Source organism: Burkholderia sp. 4NA327C6 (assembly GCF_005502655.1).
Classification (GTDB): Bacteria; Pseudomonadota; Gammaproteobacteria; order Burkholderiales; family Burkholderiaceae; genus Burkholderia; species Burkholderia contaminans.
The window spans coordinates 25,085-47,801 of record NZ_SCNZ01000057.1 but is presented as its reverse complement, the minus strand read 5'-3'; the positions used below and the strand labels follow the sequence as shown (position 1 = coordinate 47,801).

Below are 22,717 nucleotides of genomic sequence, written 5' to 3'. Positions count from 1 at the left end.
GCTCGGTCAGAATTTCGATGCTTTCCACGTAATGACTAGGCTTACTGATAGGCACAAGACTATCCCTTATTTTAAGAGAGTCCTCGTGTCCTCAGATACGTGGGGCCGCTCCAACAGGCATGTGCACCTTCTAGCGCGACGTGGGACGGCATCAACTGGGCCAAGGTCCAACGACACGTAAGAAGGCTGCAGACGCGTATGGTGAAGGCGTTACAGGCTGGCCGCCATAACAAGGTGAAAGCCTTGCAATGGTTGCTGACCCACTCGTTCAGCGGCAAGGCTGAACCGCACCGAATTTTGTGGAGGCTCGGATTCTTGAGAGAATCGAGCCATGAACAAGAAGGCAACCAAGTTTTCCCCGGAAGTCCGGGAGCGCGCAGTGCGTCTGGTACGTGAGCAGCGTAGCGAACATCCGTCGATGTGGGCGGCGGTCGAATCGATTGCGCCGATGATCGGCTGTACGCCGCAGACGCTGCTGGATTGGGTCAAGCGCGAGGAGATCGATCGTGGGGAACGTGATGGCGTGAGCACGGCCGAGCGTGAACGCATCAAGGCCCTGGAGCGTGAGGTCAAGGAACTGCGCCGTACCAACGAGATTCTCAAGCTGGCGAGCGCGTTTTTCGCCCAGGCGGAGCTCGACCGCCGATTCAAGTCCTGAAGGCCTTCGTTGATCAGCATCGCGACACCTTCGGGGTCGAGCCGATCTGCAAGGTATTGCGGATCGCCCCGTCGGGCTACCGACGCCATGCTGCGCAGCTTCGTGATCCGTCCAAACGCTGCGCTCGTGCCAAACGCGATGAGGTCCTGCAACCCGAGATCAAGCGTGTCTGGCGGGCCAACATGCAGGTCTACGGTGTGCCGAAGGTCTGGAAGCAGATGAACCGGGAGGGCATTGTGGTCGCACGCTGCACGGTCGGGCGGCTGATGAAGCTGCAGGGCTTGCGAGGCACAGTTCGCGGCAAGCGAGTTCGCACGACGAATCCCGATACGAGCGCCCCGCGCCCGCTGGACCGGGTCAACCGGCAGTTCAAGGCTGAGCGCCCAAATCAGCTCTGGGTGTCTGACTTCACCTATGTCTCGACATGGCAGGGTTGGCTGTACGTGGCGTTCGTGATCGACGTGTTTGCCCGTCGCATCGTCGGTTGGCGCGTCAGTTCGTCGATGAGCACGGACTTCGTTCTGGATGCGCTCGAACAGGCGCTGTACGCGCGCCAACCGGGCGACGATGGGACCTTGATACACCACTCCGATAGGGGGGCTCAATACGTCAGCATTCGGTATAGCGAACGTTTGGCCGAGGCGGGTATCGAGCCGTCCGTCGGCAGCCGTGGCGACAGCTACGATAACGCGCTGGCTGAAACGATCAACGGTCTCTACAAGACGGAACTGATTCATCGGCGCGCTCCTTGGAAAACGAGGGAATCCGTCGAACTGGCAACGCTGGAATGGGTCGCCTGGTACAACCATCATCGGCTGATGGAACCGCTCGGCTATATCCCGCCCGCCGAGGCTGAGGCAAACTACTACAGGCAACTCAGAAATGCTGCTGAAGTGCCTGCATTAACTTAAACCAACCGGCCTCCACGATTCCCGGTGCGGTTCAAGGCATTAGCTGTGAAGCGGGTGACTGAAAATCAAGGCAGGAACACCCCCGGGGTGGACAAGGTAACGTGGAAAACACCGGGGGCAAAGACCAACGCGATCGCGTCGTTGAAGCGGCGGGACTATTCGCCCCTTCCACTTCGGAGAGTATTGATTCCGAAGAAAAACGGCAAGACGAGGCCGCTCGGCATACCCGTCATGAAGTGCAGAGCCATGCAAGCATTACATTTGCTGGCACTGGAACCGATTGCGGAAACCACCGCCGATCTGAACTCCTATGGGTTCAGGCCGGAGCGCTCAACCGCTGATGCAGGAGAACAATGCTTCACCTCTCTTGCGCAAAAGACGAGTGCGCAATGGGTGCTAGAGGCCGACATTCAAGGCTGTTTCGACAAAATCAGTCACGACTGGATGCTCGCCCATATCCCCACGGATAAGGCGATCCTCAAGAAGTGGCTCACGGCGGGATTCGTATACCAGAACGAACTCTTCCCGACCGAGGCAGGTGCCCCGCAGGGGGGAATTATCAGCCCTGTCTTGGCTAACATGACGTTGGACGGTCTCGAAGCCAGGTTGGCGGAGAAGTTTCCGCAGGCACGGCGGGCAGGTCTGAAAATGAACATGGTGCGTTACGCGGACGACTTCATTATTACAGGCAGTTCGAAGGAATGGCTGGAACAGGAGGTTAAGCCCGCAGTGGTTGAATTTCTGGCGGAACGCGGGTTAGTGCTATCGCCAGAAAAGACCCGAATAACGCATATCAGGGAGGGGTTTGACTTCCTCGGATGGAACATTCGCAAGTACAACGGCAAGCTGCTCATGAAGCCGTCCAAAGCGAACGTCAAAGCGCATCTTGACAAAATCCGTGAAGTCATCAAGGCCAACAAGACGGCTAAACAGGCAAACCTGATAAGGCTGCTCAATCCGGTATTACGTGGATGGGCGAATTACCACCGCCATGTAGTCGCCAAGGAAACCTTCGCTCGGGTTGATGACGATGTCTGGTCAATGCTATGGCGATGGGCGGTAAGAAGGCACCCGAACAAGGGAGCCTCCTGGGTGAAGGAAAAATACTTCAGAACTCGGGGTGCCCGGAACTGGGTATTCGCCGTCACAGAAAAACAAGAGGATGGAACGCAACGCGAGCTTACCCTGCTACGAGAATTGGATACGCCAATCCAGCGGCATGTCAAGATCAGAGCCAACGCCAATCCACACGACCCAAAATGGGAACCGTACTTCGAGTCCCGATGGGGCACGAAAATGCGCAACTCGTCAAAAGGCCGTGCGAAGCTGTACCGCGTCTGGCTCCGGCAGGACGGCCTGTGTCCTGACTGTCAGGAACCCATAACGACGGGCATCACTTGGGGTGTTCGCTGTATCGTGAAACGAACCGAAGGCGGATCGGACGCAGCAAGCAATCTTCAAGTACACCATCTCGATTGCCGTAGAGATCATTAGTCTGCCGAAAATACCGTTGTGAAGCCGGGTGTCGAGAGATGCCTTTGCAGAGGCTTGAGCCGTGTGGATCGAAAGACCCATGCACGGTTCTGAGGGGGCTGGACGCGGGTAACCGCGCCCAGCTACCCGACAGAACCCTCCTCCAGGGCGCTACCGACGATGCGAGCTGCACCCGCTCCACCGTCCGGTATCGGTCGCGCCCCGCCGATAATTGCACGCTACTATGCTCCGTCCCTTGTTCCATGCTCGTTCTAGCGCGCGGTGCCTGAAAAGCGGTCAGCTATGCCACCAGATATCCGCCATCAACCGGTATGACGGCACCTGTCATGAACGCTGCCGCCGGCGAGCATAGGAATGCGACGACTTGCGCGATATCGTTGGGCTGGCCCCAGCGCTTCATCGGCGTGCGGTCAAGGATCGCTTGCGAACGGCTCTCATCGTTCTGCAGCGCCTCAGTCAATGGAGTCGCAATCCAGCCGGGAGCCACCGCATTCACGCGGATACCGTCGCCCGCATAGGCGATCGCAAGCGACTTCGTCAGTTGCACGACACCGCCCTTGCTGGCGCTGTACGCGGGTACCAGTCCGCCGCCAAAATAACTCAGCATGGAAGCTGTGTTAACGACCGCTCCGCCGCTCGCTTTGAGTCGCTCGCGCGCCGCGGCGCACACGCGCATCGTGCCACTAAGGTTCACGGCGATCACGCCCTCGAAGACATCAATGCGAAGCTCGTCACCGCGCCGGATCATGCCGGCGCAATTGACGAGCATGTCGATCGATCCGGCTGTCTCGACGAGCGAAGCGACGCTTGCGTCATCACTGACGTCCAGTGCGACGACCTCGATACCGGGGCCGAGCGCCTGGCGCTGGGCTTCGGTCGGAGCGACGCCCCCGGAGATGACACGCGCGCCGAGCCGCGCGAGGCATTGCGCAATGCCGGCGCCGATGCCCTGCGTACCGCCCGTCACGACGGCGGTCTTGCCTTTGAAAAGGTCCGTTTGGAAGGTCATATTGGTCAGGAGAAGTCGGAAACAGGGACGGTGGAGACAGCGGGTTCGCTATCCTCAATCCTGGCTCTTACAACAAACATATAAACCAGCGCCGCGGCGAAAGAGACCATCGCACTAATGAGGAAAGCGTTGACGAAAGAGTGTGTCCGGTCCACTACAATGCCGGTCACGAACGGCGCAAACGATCCGCCAAAATAGCCGCCGAAATTCTGGATACTGGCGAGTGAGGCCACCATGTGACGTGGCACCGCGAATGTCGCCAGCGTCCAGCACGCGCCGCTTGCCAGATTGACGAAGTACATCGCGGCGCACAGGTAGATCATCGCGAGCGTCAGATTCGGCGTGAAAGCGGCGGGCACAGTGAACGCCGCCGCGCCGACGAGACCCACACAGATCGGCCACTTGCTACTGGTCATGGGTGGCACTCCGCGGGCCATCAGACCGTCGGACACGAAGCCGCTTGAAAGCATGCCAAGCGTGCCAAACAGGTAGGGAATGGCGACGAGCCAGCCCGTGTTCGCGATGGAAATATGCCGTTCATGCTCAAGATACGCGGGCAGCCAGGTGAGATACAGCCACACCATATAGATCACGCCCATGTTGCCGAAGATCATGCCCCACGTGGTTGTCTTGGTAAACAGGTTGCGCCACTCGCGAATCGTCATGCGGCGTTCGGCGCGCTGCTCCGGCTCGCCGGCGCCAAGAAAAGCCACTTCTTCCTGCTCCAGTGGGACCTTTCGCCGATCCCGATAGACGAGGTACCAGCCGATCGATACGGCGATGCCCAGCAGGCCCATCACGACGAACATCGTCCGCCAGCCGAAGACCAGCATGATGACCGTGAGCATGGGTGGGGCGACGGCCGGTGCAATGGTCGAGGAGGTGATGAAGATGCCCGTTGGCCGCCCGCGTTCGTGTACCGCGAACCATTCGCTGACGACTTTTGCGCCCGCAGGGAAGTTCGGCGCCTCGCCCAACCCCAGCGCCACCCGAGCCACGAGGAATTGCGGCAGACTCGAAACAAGACCGCCGCACAACTGCGCGCTCGACCAGACAAACATGCCGAGGCCGAGCATCACGCGCGCGCCGAAGCGATCTAGCAGCATGCCAATGGGCAGTTGCGAGAACGCATAGGCGAACGAGAACGCCGACAGCAGCAAACCCATCTGCGACGCAGAAAGGCCGAGCTCGTGACTCACGGAGTGGTTCGCGATCGAGAGGGTGCTTCTATCCAGATAGTTGACGGTGCCGGCCAGTGTCAGAAACGTGATTGCGACCACCTGAATATGTTTGAGGCGAGATGTTTTCTTAAGCATGGTTGTCTCCTCCGATGCTTTATTTGTGCCTTGGGTTCGGTCGATGTTGTCGAGTGTTATTGACTGTTATCGGATGAACTGATCGACGTAATCTTCGCCCAGACCCACCGCTGTGAAGTGTTTGCGGCACATGTCAACCTTGGTGAAGACGTCTTCATAGCCGGTGTAGTTGCCATACGGGTCGCAGTAAAACATCACGCCGTTGACCTGGAAGTAGGTGATCATTTCTTCCACATCCTCCGGGACGTAGAGCGTATGGGTCTCGCCGGGCGGCTCGAATACATAGCTGCCCTCGGTCGCTTCCCATTCATGTTCGAGGTAGCGCCAGCGCCCCTTAAGGACCATGCCGTGGACGGCTTGCGGGTGCCTGTGGCGGCTCAATACGCCCGACTTGCGTACGCGCAGCAGATTCATCCAGTAACCGGTCGATACGTTCAGGCAGAGCGGCCGGAACCAGACGTTCTCCGCCTGAGGAACCCAGAGGCGCTCGTCCTGAGGAATCGCCGAGCCAACGACGATCTCCTTCGCCGCTTCCTTGGGAAAGGGCAGTTGATACGGCGTCATTGCATCCGCCGAAGGTTTGGCTACAGCCATTCGCTGGCTCCTTGTCACTCTTGAGTGATGTTGGTGCCGGCGCATGCATGGGTTAGGAACCCGCTGCGCCGGCCGAAGGAAATCGGTAATGGTCGTCGTCGCATGCAGCACGAGTACTCATGCAGGCGGCGCGGGCCACGCGTCATCACTGCGCGCGCGACGCTTCGAAGCGGTTACGTCGCTACACGCTTGTTACCGACCACGGCCCGCGAATAGGGCCCAAGGACCGGACCGTCGCCCGCGACGGTGGTGCGGCGAAACACGCGACGATACTTGCTCATGTCATAGGCTTCCGCTTTATGCAGCATCGTCCGGTTATCCCACACGACCAGATCGCCTTTCCTCCACTCATGGAAGTAGGTGAACTGCGGCTGCGAAACGTGTTCGACGAGTTTCCTGTGCAGCGCTTGCCCTTCTTCCAGCGTCAAGCCACTGATCTCGTTTCCGGCGTTCGCCGTGAAATACAGTGAGCGCTGGTTGCCGCGCTCTGGATGGACGCGCACCAGCGGCTGGCTTACCGGGGGCACGCTCTCCTTCTCGTGTTTCGAAACCGGCGGCAGCTCCGGGAATAGGCGCCGGCCGAATTCGTATGTGTGAACCATGTGAAGCGGTTCGATCTCGTCCTTGAGCGCCTGGGGCAGTGCAGCATAGGCGGCGATCATGTTGGAGAAGCCGGTGCGCCCGCCCGGCGCGCCTTTCGGCATTACTTCAATGCCATAAAGCAGCGATACGTATGCCGGGACATACCGGTAGGAACTGTCGGTATGCCACCGAGCGTTAACCTTCTGGTAGATCACGCGAAAATCGGTTTCGGGCAGGTTCTGGCCATCCGCCGAGACGTTCGCAACATGGTAGACGGTGGGGGCGGCCACGGTCTTGTCTTCCTCGGGAAAGTCTTCCAATGGGCCCCATAGCTTCGAGAATTCGATTTGCTCTGCCTCGGTGAGCATCTGGTCGCGAAAGCAAAGCACACCGTACTTCGCGATTGCGCGCTTCATTTCATCGATGACTTCCTGGTTCACCGGCTTCGAGACATCCAGTCCCGTTACTTCAGCGCCGAGCGCGTCTGCCAGTGGCGAAATTACATAGTGCTTGGTTGCTGCCTCCATCGTCTCCTCCAGGTGGTTATCACCTGGCATGCCACTGGCATGCCAGAACACGAGGCATAGTAAGACGACAATCTCCCGGACGGCAACCGGTGGCTAACCCTTAGTTGCGGCGCGGCATAAGTTCTCGAAGCGGCATTGAATCAGTCGGGGCTGGGGTGATGCGGCAGCGTCGCATGTGCAAACTCGACCAAATAGTCGATCAGCCGGTTTGATGCCGTACTGGCGAGGGCAGGGTCGCCGGATGCGATCGCTTCGACAAGATTCGCGTGCAGTGGTCCGATCTGGACGAGAGCGGTTCGTGGGTCGTGGTGATAAAACCAGAAACGACGCGATACCGTATGCAACGTCGACGCCAAGGCTGCCGCGGTACCGTTTCGAGCCGCCTTCGAGAGCAACTGGTTGAGCTCGGCATCAAGGCGCAGGAATTCGCGCACGTCATTCGCGGCGATCGCCTTTTTGGTGTATTCGAGATTCTCCGCAAACGATTCGCGCTCTGTTGCACTGGAGCGGCGCGCCGCGGCGGAGCCCAACAGCCTGTCGAGTTCGCGCCGCGTTTCCAGGACCTCAAACTGGCGGCGAACGTCAATGGTGGTTACGACAACGCCGCGCCGTGGGATGATGTCCACCAGGTATTCCCGCGCGAGCCGCTGGAGGGCTTCCCGAATCGGCGTAGTGCCGATACCGAGTTGACGACTCAGGATCGACTCGGATACGAGGGAGCCGGGCGCGAGTTCCAGGGTGACGATCATTTCCTCCAGTCGCCGGTACGCCTCCTGGTTGAGCGTGGTGCTCGATCGCAGCGCCGGTTCGGCGACGGCGGCGGTTTCATTCATGTCCGTAATATGCACCACGGCACAATGCTCCTAAAGCAAGCGGTAAAGTTGTTTCGCAAGATGCGAGAACGTCATAGCTTACCTTAGCGCGGACCTCGATATGGGTTGCGCAACCTTGTCGCCCAGAAGGGATAAGTCCGCACCAATCGATCAACCGCGTTCCGCGAATCCGCCTCAACCAGCCACAGGCCGCCAGCGCCTGAGCCTTCGTTGTCGCGAAGCGGCCCGGCCGCCTTGAGGGGGTCTGGCCAAGATAAGCGAATCCGCTATCATAAGCCCGTAGGTTATGTGACTCTGCGCGGGTCATGCCCATTGGTTATAAGCCGCCCTGGATTTCCTCTTTCCTCCTCGGCTAGACTGGCCGGCCCTTCAGCGATTCCCGAGATCCCTGTATGGCCACCGTCGAGCGTACCGCCTACCCGCGTTTCCCGAAGGTCTTCTCCGCCAAGGAACTGCAGGCGTGCTACACGCCGAGCGCGGAGGAATTGGACTTGGCTGGCCGTGCCACACGAGGCCGGAGTTCCAGGCTCGGCCTGCTCGTGCTGCTGAAGGTGTTCCAACAGTTGCACTATTTCCCCTATCTCGACACGATTCCCGCTGCCGTGGTGGACCACGTGCGCGTTTGCGCGGGGCTGGACCCTGACACGCCATTCGGTTACGACCGCACGGTTTCCCCCATGCTGTACCGCCATTACGCGTTGATACGCGAGTATCTTGGCATCCAACCCTATATCGGCACGGACGCCAATGAGGTCACAATCCGCGCCGCCCGCGAAGCCGCCGAGACGATGGACCAGCCGGTGGACATCATCAACGCCACCATCGACGCGCTGCTCCTACAACAGATCGAGCTGCCGGCGTTCTCGACGCTGGACACCATCGCCGGGCAGATTCACGCGCGCACGCAGGCCGCGCTATTCCGTCGCGTCGTCCGCCGGCTCTCCGAAGGCGACCGGCAGTGCCTGGACCGGCTCCTTGTACGCGAATTCACGAACCGGCAGACCGCCTACAACAACATCAAGCGGCATGCCCGGCGTCCCTCGCGCAAGCATCTGAATCTGCTGATCGAACATCTGGAATGGCTGGACTCCTTTGGCGATCTGTCCGTGGCGCTGGATGGCGTGCCCGCCACCAAGCTGCGTTCGTTGGCCAACCAGGCGATGAGCTTGGATGCGGCCAACCTCAAGGAGATTCCGCCCGAGAAGCGCTACACCCTGATCGTGGCGTTGCTCAACCACATGCGGGTGCGCAGCCGCGACGATCTGGCGGAAATGTTCATCCGTCGCATGGGCGCGATCCACAAACGGGCCCGCGATGAACTCGAATACATCCAGTCCCGCCAGCGTGCCAAGCTCGAAGGCCTCGTCACCGTGCTGGATGGCGTGGTCGACATCGTTGCCGACGGCGGCGAAGATGCCCGGATTGGGGAGCAAGTCCGCAAGCTGCTCGCCCCCAACAGGGATCTGGAGCCGCTGCGCGAGCGCTGCGCCGAAGTGCGGGCCTTCAGCGGCAACAACTACCTGCCGCTGTTGTGGCGCCACTTCCGTGCTCACCGCTCCGTCATGCTGCGCCTGGCGCGGGTGCTCGAATGGGAGTCGACCAGCCAATCGCGCACGCTGCTGGCCGCGCTCGATGTCGTTCTGGAAAACGAATCCCTGCACCGCGAGTGGATCGCCGCCGAGGTCGATGTCAGCTTCGCCTCGGAGCGCTGGCGCAAGCTGGTGCGCCGGCCGCACCATCAAGGCCCTCCCACCAACCGGCGCTACCTGGAACTGTGCGTGCTGTCCCACATGGTCAACGAACTGCGCTCGGGCGACCTGTGTGTGATGGGATCGGACGCCTTTGCCGACTATCGGGACCACCTGCTGCCGTGGCGCGAGTGCGAGCGCCGCTTGCCCGAATACTGCGCCAAGCTGGATCTGCCGGCCAACGCACAGGAGTTCGTCGCGCACCTCAAGCAGTGGCTGGCCGACACCGCGCAGACGATGGACAAGAGTTTCCCCGACAAGCGCCAGCACGTCACCATCAGCGCCGACGGCGAACCGATGCTCAAGCGTACGGTCGCCCGCGACATCCCGCCCTCGGCCGTCGCGCTGCAGCAGGCACTGATCCGCCGCATGCCGACCCGCAACCTGCTCGACGTGCTGGCCAACATCGAGCACTGGACCCAGTTCACGCGGCATTTCGGGCCGCTATCGGGCAGCGATCCCAAGATCCGCAACGCTGCCGAGCGCTATCTGCTGACGATCTTCGCGATGGGTTGCAACTTGGGGCCGACCCAGGCCGCGCGCCACATGGGCGATCGCGTCACGCCGCATATGATGTCGTTCGTGAACCGCCGGCACATGAGCCTGGAGCGACTGGAAACCGCGCAGCGCGAGCTGATCGAGCTGTACCTGCGCCTGGATTTGCCCAAGCACTGGGGCGATGGCAAGACGGTGGCCGCCGACGGCACCCAGTACGACTTCTACGACAACGATCTGCTGGCCGGCTACCACTTCCGCTATCGCAAGATGGGCGCGGTGGCCTACCGGCATGTGGCCGACAACTACATTGCCGTCTTCCGGCACTTCATCCCGCCCGGCGTGTGGGAGGCAATCTATGTCATCGAGGGCCTGCTCAAGGCCAACTTGAGCGTCGAAGCCGACACCGTGCACGCCGACACCCAGGGCCAGTCGGCCGCGGTGTTCGCTTTCACCCACCTGCTCGGCATCCACCTGATGCCCCGCATCCGCAACTGGAAGGCGCTGGATCTGTACAAGGCCGATGAGAACCTCAAGTACAAGCATATCGAACCGCTGTTCTCGGAGGTCGTCGACTGGGATCTGATTGCCTTTCACTGGCAGGACCTGATGCAGGTCGCGCTGTCGATCCAGGCCGGCACCATCTCTTCGCCTCTGCTGCTGCGCCGTTTGGGTTCGGAGAGCCGCAAGAACCGGCTGTACCTGGCCGCGCAGGAACTGGGCAGGGTCGTGCGTACCGTGTACCTACTCGAATGGATCGGCAGCCGCGAGATGCGTCAGGAAGTCACCGCCACCACCAACAAGATCGAGTCGTACAACGGTTTCGCGAAGTGGTTCTCGTTCGGCGGCGATGCGCTGCCCGAGAACGACCCGGACGAGCAGCAGAAGCGCCTGCGCTACAACGACCTGATTGCCTCGGCGGTGATCCTGCAAAATACCGCCGACATGATGCAGGCCCTGCGCACCATGGTGGCCGAAGGCATGCAGGTCAAGGTGACCGACATCGAATTCCTGAGCCCGTATCAGACCAGCAACATCAAGCGCTTCGGCGACTACAAGCTGCACCTGGAGCGCATGCCAGAGGCCTGGATTCGGGATGGCTTATTCGCTGAGCCAGCCCGGGCTGTTCGGAGAGCACGCCATGCCTGAGACCAACACCCCCTACGGCGACGTCGACAGTGATGCGTTGCAGTCGCTGCAGCAGACCTTCGACACCCGCGCCATCTTGCACGCAGTGGAGTTGCTCGATGGCATCCGTGCACGCTGCGCGCCGGACGGGTTGCGCGACGATCTGCTGCGTGTGCACGGCATGGCGCATACGGTGATCAACGGCGCGAGCCTGTCCTACAGCACCGATGGACCGACGCTGGTCGAGCAAGCCGATGCGGTGCTTGTGGAACTCGAAGATTGGATCGTGGCGCTTGAGCAGATGCGAACGTCCTTGGAACCGCTGGAGCGGCTGCGTCCGGATAGCGAATAGGGGTAAGCGCCTCGCCAAGGTAGAGGGGGCAAGGTTCGCATCACGATGCTCTCACGAAACAGATGCAATGAACTGTCCCAACCAAACCAGTCCTTGCGGCCAAAGACCAAGTTGCGCCGCTGACCCGATATGGCCAAGTGCGCCAACGTCGACAAAACTCGATCCCCATGCCGAGGCGAAGGCCCGCGCCCGTTCAAAGGTTACGCGGTCGTCGTTACGGCTTGCGAGGACCATCGTGGGGAATGGAAGCCGCTTCGTAATCGCCGGAGCAAAGCCGCGCATTCGATACCCCGGCGTTGCGGCAAGCCGATCGACATCTGACGTCGCGACCAGGAATGCACCAGCCACTGTTCGAGAGTTAGCTTCTTGCGCCCAGCGAGCAACAAGCGCAGTACCGAGACTGTGAGCGACAAGCAGGACTGGCCGTCGACATCGGTCCACCGCCTCGGTCAGTCGACGAGACCAATCGTCATAGACAGGAACGTCCCAATCCTCCTGTTCCACCCGGCGCATGTTTGGGAATACTGCTTCCCAATGCGTCTGCCAGTGGTCAGGACCGGAGCTGTGTGTGCCGGGAAGGCTTAGGATGTCGAAGTCGCTGAGATCACGCACTTGAAATCTCCTGCACTGCCCGGGAGAAGCGTAGTCTCACCCTGATCGGCATTCGAAATCAATCGTTTCTATGGTCACTTGGCTTCTGCGCGGTCGCATATGATTTGCCGTCCGGAACGAGGGATGAATGACCGCTGTACCTTGGAAGCTGGCGATGTGGTCGCGGTGAGTCCAAGATCCGTTCGGGGTCGAAGGACTAAACCGCTCGCGCGGTAGGGGCTCCGGTCCGACGCTGGAGGCCAGGGAGAGGCCGGTCACGTGGCTTTATGTTGGCGAGTGAGGCAATCCGCCTCGTTCCTCAACAGGAGCCGAATCATGACCTCCTTACCGGCAAACGCCAGCCCATTACGCCAGCGCATGATCGACGACATGCGCATGCGCCAGCTTGCCCCCAAGACGCAGGACATCTATCTGCACATCGTGCGTGAGTTCGCGCGGTTTCTCGGGCGCTCACCTGACACGGCCACCGTCGAGGACCTGCGGCGCTACCAGCTCTATCTGGTCGACCACGGCACGTCGGCCGTGTCGCTGAACCACGCGATCACTGGCCTGAAGTTCTTCTTCACGGTCACGCTCGACCGGCCCGAGCTGATGGTCAGGATGCAACCGGTGCGTGTGCCCCGCATATTGCCCGTCGTGCTCAGTCCCGATGAAGTGCGGCGGCTCATCGAGGCGGCCGGCAACCTCAAGCACCAGACCGCGCTGTCGGTCGCGTACGGCGCGGGGCTACGCGCCAGCGAAGTGGTCGCGCTGAAGGTCACCGACGTCGACAGCGAACGCATGACCCTGCGTATCGAGCAGGGCAAGGGCCGCCGCGACCGCTACGCGATGCTCTCGCCGGTGCTGCTCGAGCGTCTGCGTGCGTGGTGGCGCGTGGCCCGTGCGCAGGGCAAGATGCTCGATGGCGGGTGGCTGTTTCCCGGGCTCGATCCGCTCGATCAGCTGAGCACGCGACAGCTGAACCGCGCCATTCATGCCGCCGCCGAGGCGGCGCACATCGACAAGCGCGTGTCCATGCACACGCTGCGGCATAGCTTCGCGACACACCTGCTCGAACAGAAGGTGGATATCCGCGTGATCCAGGTGCTGCTTGGCCATGCGAAGCTCGAGAACACCGCGCTCTATGTCCAGGTGGCCACCGACCTGCTGCACGAGGTCACCAGTCCGCTGGACCGTCTGCCCGCCGAGTAGGCCCGCGCGCTGTAGCGCCTCATGCTGGAGGTCGCGGACATCTTCCGCAGCCACGGGCCAGCGTGGCGGACCACGGCACACCTGAGCCTGGGGCAGCTGAAGGTCATGTCAGCCATCGAACGGTGCCGCACCGCGGCGCTGGGCGGACATGTGCTGCGCTGTTCAGGCTGCGCAAGGACAGAGGTGTCCTTCAACTCGTGCCGGGACCGGCATTGCCCGAAGTGCCAGGCCAGCGCCGCACACCGCTGGCTGGAGGCACGCCAGGCCGATCTGCTGCCCGTCGAATACTTCCACGTCGTCTTCACGCTGCCCGCGCCCGTCAGTGCGATCGCCTGGTACAACAAACGGATCATCTACGGCCTGCTGCTCGACATCGCCGCCGACACGCTGCGCACGATCGCCGCCGATCCCAGGCATCTCGGCGCGCAGATCGGGGCCACACTCGTGCTGCACACGTGGGGCTCGGCGCTCACGCATCATCCCCACGTGCACGGCATCGTCCCCGGCGGCGGACTCTCGCCCGACGGCGAGCGCTGGATCGCCTGCCGGCCCGGCTTCTTTCTGCCCGTGCGCGTGCTCTCACGCCTGTTTCGCCGGCGCTTCCTCGACGCGCTCGAAGTGGCCCACCGGCATCGCCAGCTGCAGTTCTTCGGCGAGTACACCGGGCTCGCTGATCCCGCCACCTTTGCCCGGTGGCTTGCGCCGCTGCGTAGCTGCGAATGGGTGGTCTACGCCAAGCGCCCGTTCGCCGGACCGAACGCGGTGCTCGAGTACCTCTCACGCTACACGCACCGCGTTGCCATCTCCAACCAGCGCCTCGTCGCCTTCGATGAGCGCGGTGTGACGTTCCGCTGGAAGGACTACCGCGCGAAGGGACGCACCCGCTACAAGACCATGACCCTGGAAGCCGGCGAATTCATACGCCGCTTCCTGCTCCATGTGCTACCCGGCGGTTTCCATCGCATCCGTCACTACGGGCTGCTCGCCAACCCGGTGCGCCGCGCCAGGCTCGCCAGGGTGCGCGATCTGCTGCACGTCGCCCCCGGGATCAGCCCGTCACCGGACAACGCCACCATCGAAACCCGGCCCGTCTTCATCTGCCGGCACTGCGGCGCACCGATGATCGTCGTCGACATCCTCGCGCGCAGCGCCCCGATCCGCGCACCGCCAATGCGCCGGGAGCAGACATGAACTCCACGGTTCCCCGATATCCGAACCGAGCGTCGGCTTTGCGGCAACGCGGCCCACGAGCGGACGTTTGCGCGTGTCGCTTCGCGAAGCGCTTCGCCCGCCCGCTTCATCCTCGTGAATGCACGACTCTACCGCTTCGCTCTGGCGTTAGCGACCGTCCGGCACCCCGCCTGACCCTGCCGAATCCGACACCACTGACCATCCCGGCCTATCAATCGCCATAGCCGCAAAGCCTTCAACCGCATTGGGGCACTCCGCGGTTTCCTCCATCGGGCTTATTCGACGCCTGCCGACACGCGCGGAGGCATGCACATTCCTGCGGCCGATGGCAGGCATCGAATAAACCTTAACGACTCGAATAAACCTTAACGACTACCGCCCGATGCGATTGCCGGAAATCGACGGCCCGGACGGTGAGCCGTACCGGATCACGCCGTCAATTCGGGCATCGAGCGGCGAGCCGCTCAGGCAACTCGCGCTCGACGGCGCGGGGATCGTGTGCCTGTCCGATTTCATGACGAGGCCGCGCGGACCACGGAATTCGGGCGCCGAGCGGGCGGTTGCGATGCCCGGCGGTCAGCGGTTGTTGTTCAGGCGGTCGTTCAATGCGATTGCGCGTCGTCGCCGGCAGGCTTGCCGCTATCGCCGTTATCCCCGGCCGACGTCGCCAGAAGCCGCTCGATCAGCAGCTTTGCGCCGGGCGAAATTGGCGCACCTTTGCGCGTGACGAGCTCGTACGGCTCGCTTCGCGACGCGAGCGGCACCGGCAGGATGCGTGTGATGCCGTGACACGAGAAAAACTCGGCGACGTCGATCGACACCAGCGCGACGAAGCTCGGGTTGTTCTGCAGCAGGGTGAGCGTGGCGAACGCCGAGGTCGTCTCGAGCAGATGCAGCGGGAAGCGAATCCCGGCTTCGAGGAATTCCCGTTCGAGCAGCATGCGCATCGGCATGTTGGCGCGATACACGACCCAGCGAAAATCCGCGAGATCCTTCAGCGTGAGTTGCGTCGCGTTGCACAGCGGGTGATGGATGTTCGCGATCACCGCCAGCGTTTCGTCCTGAACCTTGATGCTCTCGTAAAGCTGTGGTGTCTGGCTGATCGTGGTCCGGCACACGGCGAGATCGAGCCGGCCGGCATCGATCAGGCTGAGCAGCGTCGCGCTGGTGTCCTCGACGATCTCCACCGACATTTCAGGATGCTGAGCAATCAGCGCCGACACCGCGTCGGTGAGTTGAGGCACGGCGCCCATGATCACGCCGACCGACACCCGTCCGCCGTGCCCGCGCATGATGCCGACGATTTCCTCCCGAAGATGCGCGAGATCGGTGTGAATCAGCCGCGCATAGCGGATCACGCAATGACCGACCTCGTTCGGCTCGAGCCCGCGATTCGTGCGATTGAACAGCGGCGTACCGAAGGTCGTTTCGATTTCCTGCAGCGCCTTGCTGGCGCCCGGCTGCGTCAGCGACACCTGTTTCGCCGCGCTCAGCAGCGACCCGTGATCGCCGAGCGCGATGAGCAGGCGCAACTGCTTCAGGTGCAGCCGCGAGACGATCGAGTTGAGTGACGGAGTCATGCGGATTTGGCGGTGGGTTATACCGATAGCGGGCGCGCTCGGTTTTTTGGGCGGGCTCAATATAACACTCGTTCATCTACCAGGCTTGATAAAAAGTTATATCAGTATCAAATACTCTCAATTACCGAGCATTGGCGTGCTCCCTATACTGGCACCTGCCTAGCAAGAGAATGTCCTGTTATTCACGCACTGAGAGGGTTTTCACCCATTGCTCAGGCGCGCCGACATTCGCACTCACTATAACTGACGCTCATTGCCATGTCCCTCATCAACTACATCACGCAGATCCAGTTCGATTTCGGCGCCATCCGTTTGCTTAACGAGGAATGCGCGCGCATCGGCATCCAGCGTCCGCTCATCGTGACCGACAAGGGCGTGCGGGCCGCGGGCATCATCGACACCGTGCTCGACGCGCTCGCGAGCGCGACGCCGGTGGCGATCTATGACGGCACGCCGTCGAATCCGAACGAGGCCGCGGTGCGCGACGCGGTGGCCGCGTACCGTGACGGCAATTGCGACGGCATCGTCGCGGTGGGCGGCGGCTCGGCGATCGATCTCGCGAAAGGCGTGGCCGTCTGCGCGACGCATGAAGGCCCGCTGCAAAGCTTCGCCGTGATCGAAGGCGGCCTCGCGCGCATCACGTCGCGGACGGCGCCGGTCATCGCCGTGCCGACGACCGCAGGCACTGGCAGCGAAGTGGGTCGCGGCGCAATCCTGATTCTCGACGATGGCCGCAAGGTCGGCGTAATCTCGCCGTTCGTCGTGCCGAAGGTCGCGATCTGCGATCCGGCGCTGACGCTCGGTCTGCCGTCGATGCTGACCGCGGCGACCGGCATGGACGCCATCGCGCACTGCATCGAAACCTTCCTCGCGCCCGCGTTCAATCCGCCGGCGGACGGCATCGCGCTCGACGGCCTGTGGCGCGCATGGCGTCACATCGAGCGCGTCACGCATCAGCCCGACAATCGCACGGCCCGCCTGAACATGATGAGCGCATCGATGCAGGGCGCGCTGGCGTTCCAGAAGGGGCTCGGGTGCGTGCACAGCCTCAGCCATTCGCTCGGCGGGATCAATCCGCGCCTGCATCACGGCACGCTGAATGCGATCTTCCTGCCGGCCGTGATCGAGTTCAACCAGGACGCGCCGACGGTGCGCGACGAGGACAAGCTGAACCGTCTCGCGAAGGCGATGGGGCTCGGCAGCGGCGCGGAAGTTGCGCCGTCGTTGCGCGCGATGACCGAACGGCTCGGCTTGCCGACCGGCCTCGCGCAACTGGGCGTCACGCGCGAGATGTTCCCGGACATCGTCAAGGGCGCGCTGAAGGATCACAGCCACAAGACCAATCCGCGCGTGGCATCGGAAAGCGATTACGTCGCGATGCTCGAAGCATCGATGTAAGACGCCGCGCTCGGGCGGGTAACCGAGGCACAAGCAGCCGCACAGACGGCACATTCCAAAAAGCAAACCGGAGACATTCACCATGCAGGCAAGCAAGAAGCTGCGCCGCATCCAGCGGATCTCGATCTTTTTTCTGACGCTGGCAGGCTGCATCAACTATCTGGATCGCAGTGCGCTGTCCATCGCGAACAGCACGATTCGCGGTGAAATGGGGCTGTCTGCCGCGCAGATGGGGCTGCTGCTGTCGGCCTTCTCGATGGCGTATGCGTTCGCGCAGCTGCCGGTCGGCGTGCTGCTCGACCGGCTCGGCTCCCGCTTCATGCTGGGCGTCGGCATGCTGCTCTGGTCGATCGCGCAGTTGTCGGCAGGCTTCGTGCATACGATCCAGCAATTCTTTATCGCGCGCGTTTGCCTGGGCATCGGTGAAGCGCCGCAGTTCCCGGCAGGCGCGAAGGTGATCAGCGAATGGTTCGCACTGCGCGACAGAGGGGCGCCGACCGGCATCTTCGTCGCGTCGAGCACGATCGGCCCGGCGATTGCGCCGCCGATTCTCACGGCGCTGATGCTGACGCTCGGCTGGCGCGAGATGTTCATCGCGACCGGCGTGTTCGGCGTGCTGACCTCGCTCGGCTGGTATGTGGCTTACCGCAACCGCTCGGAAGTCGCGCTGACGCAGGAGGAAGAAGCGTATCTGGCCGAAGGCACCGAACACGAGGCGAAGCCGCAGCCGCTCACCGGCGCGCAGTGGCGCAGCCTGTTCGGTCAGCGCACCACGTGGGGCATTCTGTTCGGTTTCGTGGGCGTGATCTACATGGTCTGGCTGTATCTGACCTGGCTGCCGGCCTATCTCGAGCACGAACGCGGGATCAGCGTCGCGCGCGCGGGCTGGCTGGTCGCGATTCCGTATTTCTTTGGCACGATCGGCATGATCAGCAGCGGCTATATCGCCGACTGGCTGTATCGCAAGGGGATGAAGCCGGTGACGAGCCGCAAGTGGCCGATCACCGTGGGGCTTGTCGGCGCGGCTGCGTTCACGGTGCCGGCGGCGCTGACGCCGTCGGCGTCGATGGCGATGGTGTACATCTCGCTGGCGATGCTCTTCATCAACATGGCATCGGGCGGCGCATGGTCGCTCATCAGTATCGCGGCGCCGAAGCCTGCGGTGGCCTCGCTCGGCGGTATCCAGAACTTCGGCGGTTTTCTCGCCGGATCGGCGGCGCCGATCGTCACCGGCCTCGTCGTCGACCGCACGCATTCGTTCGTCATTGCGCTGATCGTCAGCGCGGTCGTCGCGCTGCTGTCGGCGCTCGCGTACGTCACGATGGTGCGCGGTCCGGTGACCCTCGCGGAGCCGGAAGACGAGATGCCGGGCGCGGCGCTCGGGTCGGCCGAGTGAGCGGTTCGTAGCGATTCATCAAAGTTCAGGATGCGGGAATCGAATGGCAGTCATTACATGTGTTGAGGATCTGCGTCTGCTGGCGAAAAGGCGGGTGCCGAAGGCGTTTTACGACTACGTCGACAGCGGTTCGTACACGGAGTCGACCTATCGCGAGAACACCCGCGCATTTCAGGACGTGAAGCTGCAGCAGCGCGTGGCGGTCAACGTCGAGCACCGCAGCACGGCAAGCACGATGATCGGCCAGACGGTGACGATGCCGGTCGCGATCGCGCCAACCGGCCTCACCGGCATGCAGTGGGCGAACGGCGAGGTGCTCGGCGCGCGCGCGGCCGAGCAGTTCGGCGTGCCGTTCACGCTGTCGACGGTCAGCATCTGCTCGATCGAGGACGTCGCGCGTCACACGTCCGCGCCGTTCTGGTTCCAGCTCTACGTGATGCGCGACCGCGGCTTCAACGCGTCGCTGATCGAGCGCGCGAAGCTGGCCGGCTGCTCGGCGCTCGTCGTCACGCTGGATCTGCAGATCAACGGCCAGCGGCACAAGGACCTGAAAAACGGTATGACGGTGCCGCCGCGACTGACGCCGCGCAATCTGCTCGACTTCGCGTCGAAGCCGGGCTGGGTGCTGCGCGCGCTGTCCGGCGCGAAGACGTTCGGCAACCTGGCCGGATACATCAAGGGCGGCAACGACGTGATCACGATCAGCAAGTGGGTTGCGCAGCAATTCGACCCGACGCTGAGCTGGGACGACGTTGCCGCGATCCGGCGCGCGTGGGGCGGCAAGCTGGTGCTGAAGGGCATCCTGAGCGTCGAGGACGCGCGGATGGCCGCGTCGGTCGGCGCGGATGCGATCGTCGTCAGCAATCACGGCGGCCGTCAGCTCGATGGCGCGCCGTCCACAGTTGAAGCGATCGGCCCGATCGTCGATGCGGTCGGCGGCGACGTCGAAGTCTGGATGGACGGCGGCATTCGCACCGGCCAGGACGTGATGAAGGCGCTCGCGCTCGGCGCGAAAGGCACGATGGTCGGCCGTGCGTTCATGTACGCGCTGGGCGCGATGGGCGAGGAGGGCGTCACGCGCATGCTGCAGATTCTGCGGAACGAGCTCGACGTGAGCATGGCGCTGACGGGCGTGCGCAGCGTCGGCGAGATCGGCAAACACAATCTGTTTCGGCGCGGCGACACCGGGCTGCTCGCCGGCCGCGATCGCGCGGCATCGGCACGAGCCGAAGTGACAATCGTTTGAAGTCTGAATCAAGGAGCAACACGGATGGATCTGAATATCGAGGGCCGCTGGGCGCTGGTCTGCGCGGCAAGCAAGGGGCTCGGCAAGGGATGCGCGCAGGCGCTCGTCGCCGAGGGCGTGAACGTCATGATCACCGCGCGTGGGGGTGAAGCGCTCGAAGCGACCGCACGCGAATTGCGACAGCTAAATCCGGCCGTGACGGTGACGGCGGTGGCCGGCGACATCACGACGAGCGCGGGCCGCGCAGCTGCGCTCGCGGCCGCGCCGCGCATCGACATTCTCGTCAACAATGCGGGCGGCCCGCCGCCGGGCGACTTCCGCGACTGGTCGCGCGACGACTGGATCGCTGCGCTCGACGCGAACATGCTGACGGCGATCGAGCTGATCAAGGCGACCGTCGACGGGATGGCCGAACGCGGTTTCGGGCGCATCGTCAACATCACGTCCGGAGCCGTGAAGGCGCCGATCGACGTGCTCGGGCTGTCGAACGGCGCGCGTTCGGGCCTGACCGGCTTCATCGCGGGGATCGCACGGCAGAAGCGCATCGCGGAGCGCAACGTGACGATCAACAATCTGCTGCCGGGGCTGTTCGACACCGACCGTCTGCGTCAATCGACGGATGCCGGGGCGAAGGCGCAGGGCAAGAGCTATGAGGCAGCGCTCGAGGCGAAGCGGCAGGGTATTCCGGCCGGGCGCTTCGGCACGGCCGACGAGTTCGGCGCGGTCTGCGCGTTTCTGTGCAGCGCGCACGCGGGGTATTTCACCGGGCAGAACGTGCTGCTGGACGGCGGCGCGTATCCGGGCACGTTCTGATCGGGCGCCTTCTGATTCGTCGTTTGGTGAAATAACGATTGCCCGTCGCGCTTCCGATTATTGGCCGGCGCGACGGGAAATCATCATTTAAGTAAAAGATTCGCCTTTTAGCGAATCGGAGAGAACGACGCCGGCACCAGGATTTTTGATTCCTGATTAATCAGCATCGGCGAGCCTTTCGAAATGAATTTCTCGATCCAGTCCGGATCTGCGAATAGCTCGGCGCGACGCTTCATGCGTTCGTCGAGGCTTTCATAGGCCCAGATATGTACGACCTGGTTCAGCGTGCCGATTTCCGTGTGCCACCAGCCGATCAGTGTTGCGTAACGAGAGATGATCTGCAGACCTTCTTTTTCGAAGTGCCTGATGTATGGCGGTTTCAAGAGTGAAGTGCAACACCTCGCGGATTACTGAACAGGAACTCGGTCCGTGGGGTTAGCCAGAACCTGAGCGAGGATTTGCAGAGGCGTGTGCCAGTTCAGCGTGGCGCGCGGTCGCGTGTTGAGGTTGTCAGCAATCTCGTCGAGGTCCTCTTGAGAGTAGATGGACAGATCCGTGCCCTTGGGCAAGTACTGGCGCAGCAGGCCGTTGGTGTTTTCGCACGTGCCGCGCTGCCAAGGGCTGTGCGGGTCACAGAAGTAGACACGCACGTTGGTCGCGGCCGTCAGTTCGGCATGTCGGGCCATTTCGCGACCTTGATCGTAGGTCAGGGTTTGACGCAGCGGCTCGACGAGCGATTGCAGTTTGGTCGTGAAGGCGGCGAGCGCCGATGCAGCAGTCGCATCGGGCATCTTGGCCAGCAGCACGGCGCGGCTCATGCGTTCGACGAGCACGGCCACGGACGACTTGTTTTCTGCGCCCTTGATGAGGTCGCCTTCCCAGTGGCCCGGCATGAGGCGGTCGTTGATCTCGGGCGGTCGCACGTGAATGCTGACCATGTCGGGAATCGCCCCCCGCCGATCGGTGCCGCGCGATCGCGGCAGGCGCTTGTTGCGGTGCTGGCGCAGGCAGGCAATCAGTTCGCGGCGCAACTCACCGCGAGGCTGGGCGTAGATGGCGTTGTAAATCGTTTCGTGGGACACGTGCAGGCTCGGATCGTTGGGGAAGGTGCGCTTCAGGGTAGCTGCAATCTCCTGAGGCGACCACTGGCGTTCGCGCAAGCGCTGGCAAACGACTCCCCAAAGAACCGAATCGGGTGCGAGCTTCAACGGCGGTCGGGCGGCCTGCCGTCGGGCGTTGCGAGACGCTTGGGCTACACGTGGGCAGTACAGACCGTTGGTCTGCGAGTTGCGGGCCAACTCGCGACTCAACGTCGAGGGCGCACGATTGAGCTTGCGGGCGATCGCCCGCAAGCTCAATCCCTCGTCCCGCCAGAAATCGATTCGCATACGTTCTTCAGGTTGCAGTTGTTGGTACGTGCTCTTTGCCATTCGCGGACTTTACCGGCTGGCGAGAGTGTTGCAGTTTAGATTTGAGGCCGCCGTTTTTTATAACGCTATGAAAATCTGTCATGCAAATCATATTGACTCGTTGCGGAGGATTTGAAAACATTTCATTTAATTTTGGTGATGCGGAATTCATGCCGATGCAATTGAAATTGCATCGGCATGCGCGACGCCCGGATTCGAGTATTCGATTTATTG

The 22,717-nt window shown here is 62.3% G+C and carries 20 protein-coding genes, 1 pseudogene and 1 other annotated feature; of the genes and pseudogenes, 12 read left to right on the top strand and 9 right to left on the bottom strand.

Annotated elements, in window-relative coordinates:
* Nucleotides 1-99 precede the first annotated feature (99 nt).
* The 3 genes from FFS49_RS36185 to ltrA all read left to right on the top strand — a co-directional run bounded on the left by FFS49_RS36185 (nt 100) and on the right by ltrA (nt 3,063).
* A complete protein-coding gene (locus tag FFS49_RS36185) occupies nt 100-396 on the top strand; it encodes a reverse transcriptase N-terminal domain-containing protein (protein ID WP_081071079.1) in 297 nt (98 codons plus the stop codon).
* Nucleotides 332-1,569, top strand: a protein-coding gene (locus tag FFS49_RS36180; protein ID WP_105819029.1) for an IS3-like element IS1416 family transposase whose coding sequence is annotated in 2 segments (ribosomal slippage) — nt 332-623 and nt 623-1,569 — 1,239 coding nt in all. Because the reading frame shifts where the segments join, the coding sequence is not laid out codon by codon here. The genes FFS49_RS36185 and FFS49_RS36180 overlap by 65 nt, the downstream gene beginning before the upstream one ends.
* Nucleotides 613-729: a sequence feature (AL1L pseudoknot), on the top strand. It overlaps the preceding gene by 117 nt.
* Nucleotides 1,570-1,593: 24 nt before the next feature.
* Nucleotides 1,594-3,063 (top strand): group II intron reverse transcriptase/maturase, encoded by a 1,470-nt coding sequence (ltrA, locus tag FFS49_RS36175; protein ID WP_081071078.1) that lies wholly within the window; start codon nt 1,594-1,596, stop codon nt 3,061-3,063.
* Nucleotides 3,064-3,343: 280 nt separating this feature from the next.
* On the opposite strand, the gene FFS49_RS36170 is transcribed toward ltrA, so the two are convergent.
* The 5 genes from FFS49_RS36170 to FFS49_RS36150 all read right to left on the bottom strand — a co-directional run bounded on the left by FFS49_RS36170 (nt 3,344) and on the right by FFS49_RS36150 (nt 7,924).
* On the bottom strand, nt 3,344-4,072 hold the full coding sequence (locus FFS49_RS36170) for an SDR family oxidoreductase (protein WP_060092562.1): 729 nt from the start codon (nt 4,070-4,072) through the stop codon (nt 3,344-3,346).
* 5 nt (nt 4,073-4,077) lie between these two features.
* The gene (locus FFS49_RS36165) at nt 4,078-5,388 is read right to left on the bottom strand and encodes an MFS transporter (protein WP_081071077.1); all 1,311 of its coding nucleotides are present in this window, start codon (nt 5,386-5,388) and stop codon (nt 4,078-4,080) included.
* Between the two features lie 66 nt (nt 5,389-5,454).
* On the bottom strand, nt 5,455-5,982 hold the full coding sequence (locus tag FFS49_RS36160) for a 2,4'-dihydroxyacetophenone dioxygenase family protein (RefSeq protein ID WP_060092557.1): 528 nt from the start codon (nt 5,980-5,982) through the stop codon (nt 5,455-5,457).
* A 173-nt stretch (nt 5,983-6,155) separates the two neighbouring features.
* Complete coding sequence (locus FFS49_RS36155; protein ID WP_060092564.1) at nt 6,156-7,091, bottom strand: TauD/TfdA family dioxygenase; 936 nt, start codon at nt 7,089-7,091, stop codon at nt 6,156-6,158.
* Nucleotides 7,092-7,231: 140 nt separating this feature from the next.
* Nucleotides 7,232-7,924: a GntR family transcriptional regulator gene (locus FFS49_RS36150; RefSeq protein ID WP_060092555.1), complete on the bottom strand. Its 693-nt coding sequence runs from the start codon at nt 7,922-7,924 to the stop codon at nt 7,232-7,234.
* Between the two features lie 392 nt (nt 7,925-8,316).
* Between FFS49_RS36150 and FFS49_RS36140 the strand changes: the two genes are divergently transcribed.
* Together FFS49_RS36140 and tnpC are read left to right on the top strand one after the other, a co-directional pair.
* Nucleotides 8,317-11,316, top strand: coding sequence for a Tn3 family transposase (locus FFS49_RS36140; protein WP_060092553.1), 3,000 nt, complete (start codon nt 8,317-8,319; stop codon nt 11,314-11,316).
* A complete protein-coding gene (gene tnpC / locus FFS49_RS36135; protein ID WP_060092552.1) occupies nt 11,309-11,647 on the top strand; it encodes a Tn3 family transposase post-transcriptional regulator TnpC in 339 nt (112 codons plus the stop codon). The genes FFS49_RS36140 and tnpC overlap by 8 nt, the downstream gene beginning before the upstream one ends.
* A 51-nt stretch (nt 11,648-11,698) precedes the next feature.
* Here tnpC and FFS49_RS36130 read toward each other — a convergent pair whose 3' ends face one another.
* Nucleotides 11,699-12,259 carry an alpha/beta fold hydrolase gene (locus FFS49_RS36130; protein WP_081071076.1) on the bottom strand — a complete coding sequence of 187 codons (561 nt, stop codon included), beginning with the start codon at nt 12,257-12,259 and terminating at the stop codon, nt 11,699-11,701.
* Between the two features lie 315 nt (nt 12,260-12,574).
* Between FFS49_RS36130 and FFS49_RS36125 the strand changes: the two genes are divergently transcribed.
* The 3 genes and pseudogenes from FFS49_RS36125 to FFS49_RS42795 all read left to right on the top strand — a co-directional run.
* A complete protein-coding gene (locus FFS49_RS36125) occupies nt 12,575-13,450 on the top strand; it encodes a site-specific integrase (RefSeq protein WP_060092550.1) in 876 nt (291 codons plus the stop codon).
* A gap of 21 nt (nt 13,451-13,471) precedes the next feature.
* Nucleotides 13,472-14,641: an IS91 family transposase gene (locus FFS49_RS36120; RefSeq protein ID WP_060092548.1), complete on the top strand. Its 1,170-nt coding sequence runs from the start codon at nt 13,472-13,474 to the stop codon at nt 14,639-14,641.
* Nucleotides 14,642-15,038: 397 nt separating this feature from the next.
* Nucleotides 15,039-15,161: pseudogene (locus FFS49_RS42795) on the top strand (LysR family transcriptional regulator); the annotation flags it as partial.
* Between the two features lie 82 nt (nt 15,162-15,243).
* Here the strand turns inward: FFS49_RS42795 and FFS49_RS36110 are convergent.
* A complete protein-coding gene (locus FFS49_RS36110; protein WP_060092547.1) occupies nt 15,244-16,221 on the bottom strand; it encodes a LysR family transcriptional regulator in 978 nt (325 codons plus the stop codon).
* A gap of 258 nt (nt 16,222-16,479) precedes the next feature.
* On the opposite strand from FFS49_RS36110, the gene FFS49_RS36105 reads away from it, so the two are divergent.
* The 4 genes from FFS49_RS36105 to FFS49_RS36090 all read left to right on the top strand — a co-directional run bounded on the left by FFS49_RS36105 (nt 16,480) and on the right by FFS49_RS36090 (nt 21,074).
* The gene (locus FFS49_RS36105) at nt 16,480-17,619 is read left to right on the top strand and encodes an iron-containing alcohol dehydrogenase (protein ID WP_105819010.1); all 1,140 of its coding nucleotides are present in this window, start codon (nt 16,480-16,482) and stop codon (nt 17,617-17,619) included.
* 82 nt (nt 17,620-17,701) lie between these two features.
* A complete protein-coding gene (locus FFS49_RS36100) occupies nt 17,702-19,015 on the top strand; it encodes an MFS transporter (protein WP_060091149.1) in 1,314 nt (437 codons plus the stop codon).
* 43 nt (nt 19,016-19,058) lie between these two features.
* Nucleotides 19,059-20,261, top strand: a complete 1,203-nt coding sequence (locus tag FFS49_RS36095; RefSeq protein WP_081071006.1) for an alpha-hydroxy acid oxidase — start codon at nt 19,059-19,061, stop codon at nt 20,259-20,261.
* A 24-nt stretch (nt 20,262-20,285) separates the two neighbouring features.
* A complete protein-coding gene (locus tag FFS49_RS36090; RefSeq protein ID WP_060091151.1) occupies nt 20,286-21,074 on the top strand; it encodes an SDR family oxidoreductase in 789 nt (262 codons plus the stop codon).
* 107 nt (nt 21,075-21,181) lie between these two features.
* Here the strand turns inward: FFS49_RS36090 and FFS49_RS36085 are convergent, their stop codons facing one another.
* Together FFS49_RS36085 and FFS49_RS36080 are read right to left on the bottom strand one after the other, a co-directional pair.
* Nucleotides 21,182-21,457 carry an NIPSNAP family protein gene (locus FFS49_RS36085; protein WP_060091153.1) on the bottom strand — a complete coding sequence of 92 codons (276 nt, stop codon included), beginning with the start codon at nt 21,455-21,457 and terminating at the stop codon, nt 21,182-21,184.
* Between the two features lie 24 nt (nt 21,458-21,481).
* Nucleotides 21,482-22,504: an IS30 family transposase gene (locus tag FFS49_RS36080; RefSeq protein WP_060091155.1), complete on the bottom strand. Its 1,023-nt coding sequence runs from the start codon at nt 22,502-22,504 to the stop codon at nt 21,482-21,484.
* Between the last annotated feature and the right edge of the window lie 213 nt (nt 22,505-22,717).

Coding starts and splice junctions, on each gene's coding strand:
- FFS49_RS36110 (WP_060092547.1), bottom strand. CDS start 16,221: ATGACTCCGTCACTCAACTCGATCGTCTCGCGGCTGCACCTGAAGCAG.
- FFS49_RS36080 (WP_060091155.1), bottom strand. CDS start 22,504: ATGGCAAAGAGCACGTACCAACAACTGCAACCTGAAGAACGTATGCGA.
- FFS49_RS36090 (WP_060091151.1), top strand. CDS start 20,286: ATGGATCTGAATATCGAGGGCCGCTGGGCGCTGGTCTGCGCGGCAAGC.
- FFS49_RS36125 (WP_060092550.1), top strand. CDS start 12,575: ATGACCTCCTTACCGGCAAACGCCAGCCCATTACGCCAGCGCATGATC.
- FFS49_RS36105 (WP_105819010.1), top strand. CDS start 16,480: ATGTCCCTCATCAACTACATCACGCAGATCCAGTTCGATTTCGGCGCC.
- FFS49_RS36150 (WP_060092555.1), bottom strand. CDS start 7,924: ATGAATGAAACCGCCGCCGTCGCCGAACCGGCGCTGCGATCGAGCACC.
- FFS49_RS36160 (WP_060092557.1), bottom strand. CDS start 5,982: ATGGCTGTAGCCAAACCTTCGGCGGATGCAATGACGCCGTATCAACTG.
- FFS49_RS36165 (WP_081071077.1), bottom strand. CDS start 5,388: ATGCTTAAGAAAACATCTCGCCTCAAACATATTCAGGTGGTCGCAATC.
- FFS49_RS36120 (WP_060092548.1), top strand. CDS start 13,472: ATGCTGGAGGTCGCGGACATCTTCCGCAGCCACGGGCCAGCGTGGCGG.
- FFS49_RS36155 (WP_060092564.1), bottom strand. CDS start 7,091: ATGGAGGCAGCAACCAAGCACTATGTAATTTCGCCACTGGCAGACGCG.
- FFS49_RS36100 (WP_060091149.1), top strand. CDS start 17,702: ATGCAGGCAAGCAAGAAGCTGCGCCGCATCCAGCGGATCTCGATCTTT.
- FFS49_RS36140 (WP_060092553.1), top strand. CDS start 8,317: ATGGCCACCGTCGAGCGTACCGCCTACCCGCGTTTCCCGAAGGTCTTC.
- FFS49_RS36095 (WP_081071006.1), top strand. CDS start 19,059: ATGGCAGTCATTACATGTGTTGAGGATCTGCGTCTGCTGGCGAAAAGG.
- FFS49_RS36170 (WP_060092562.1), bottom strand. CDS start 4,072: ATGACCTTCCAAACGGACCTTTTCAAAGGCAAGACCGCCGTCGTGACG.
- tnpC (WP_060092552.1), top strand. CDS start 11,309: ATGCCTGAGACCAACACCCCCTACGGCGACGTCGACAGTGATGCGTTG.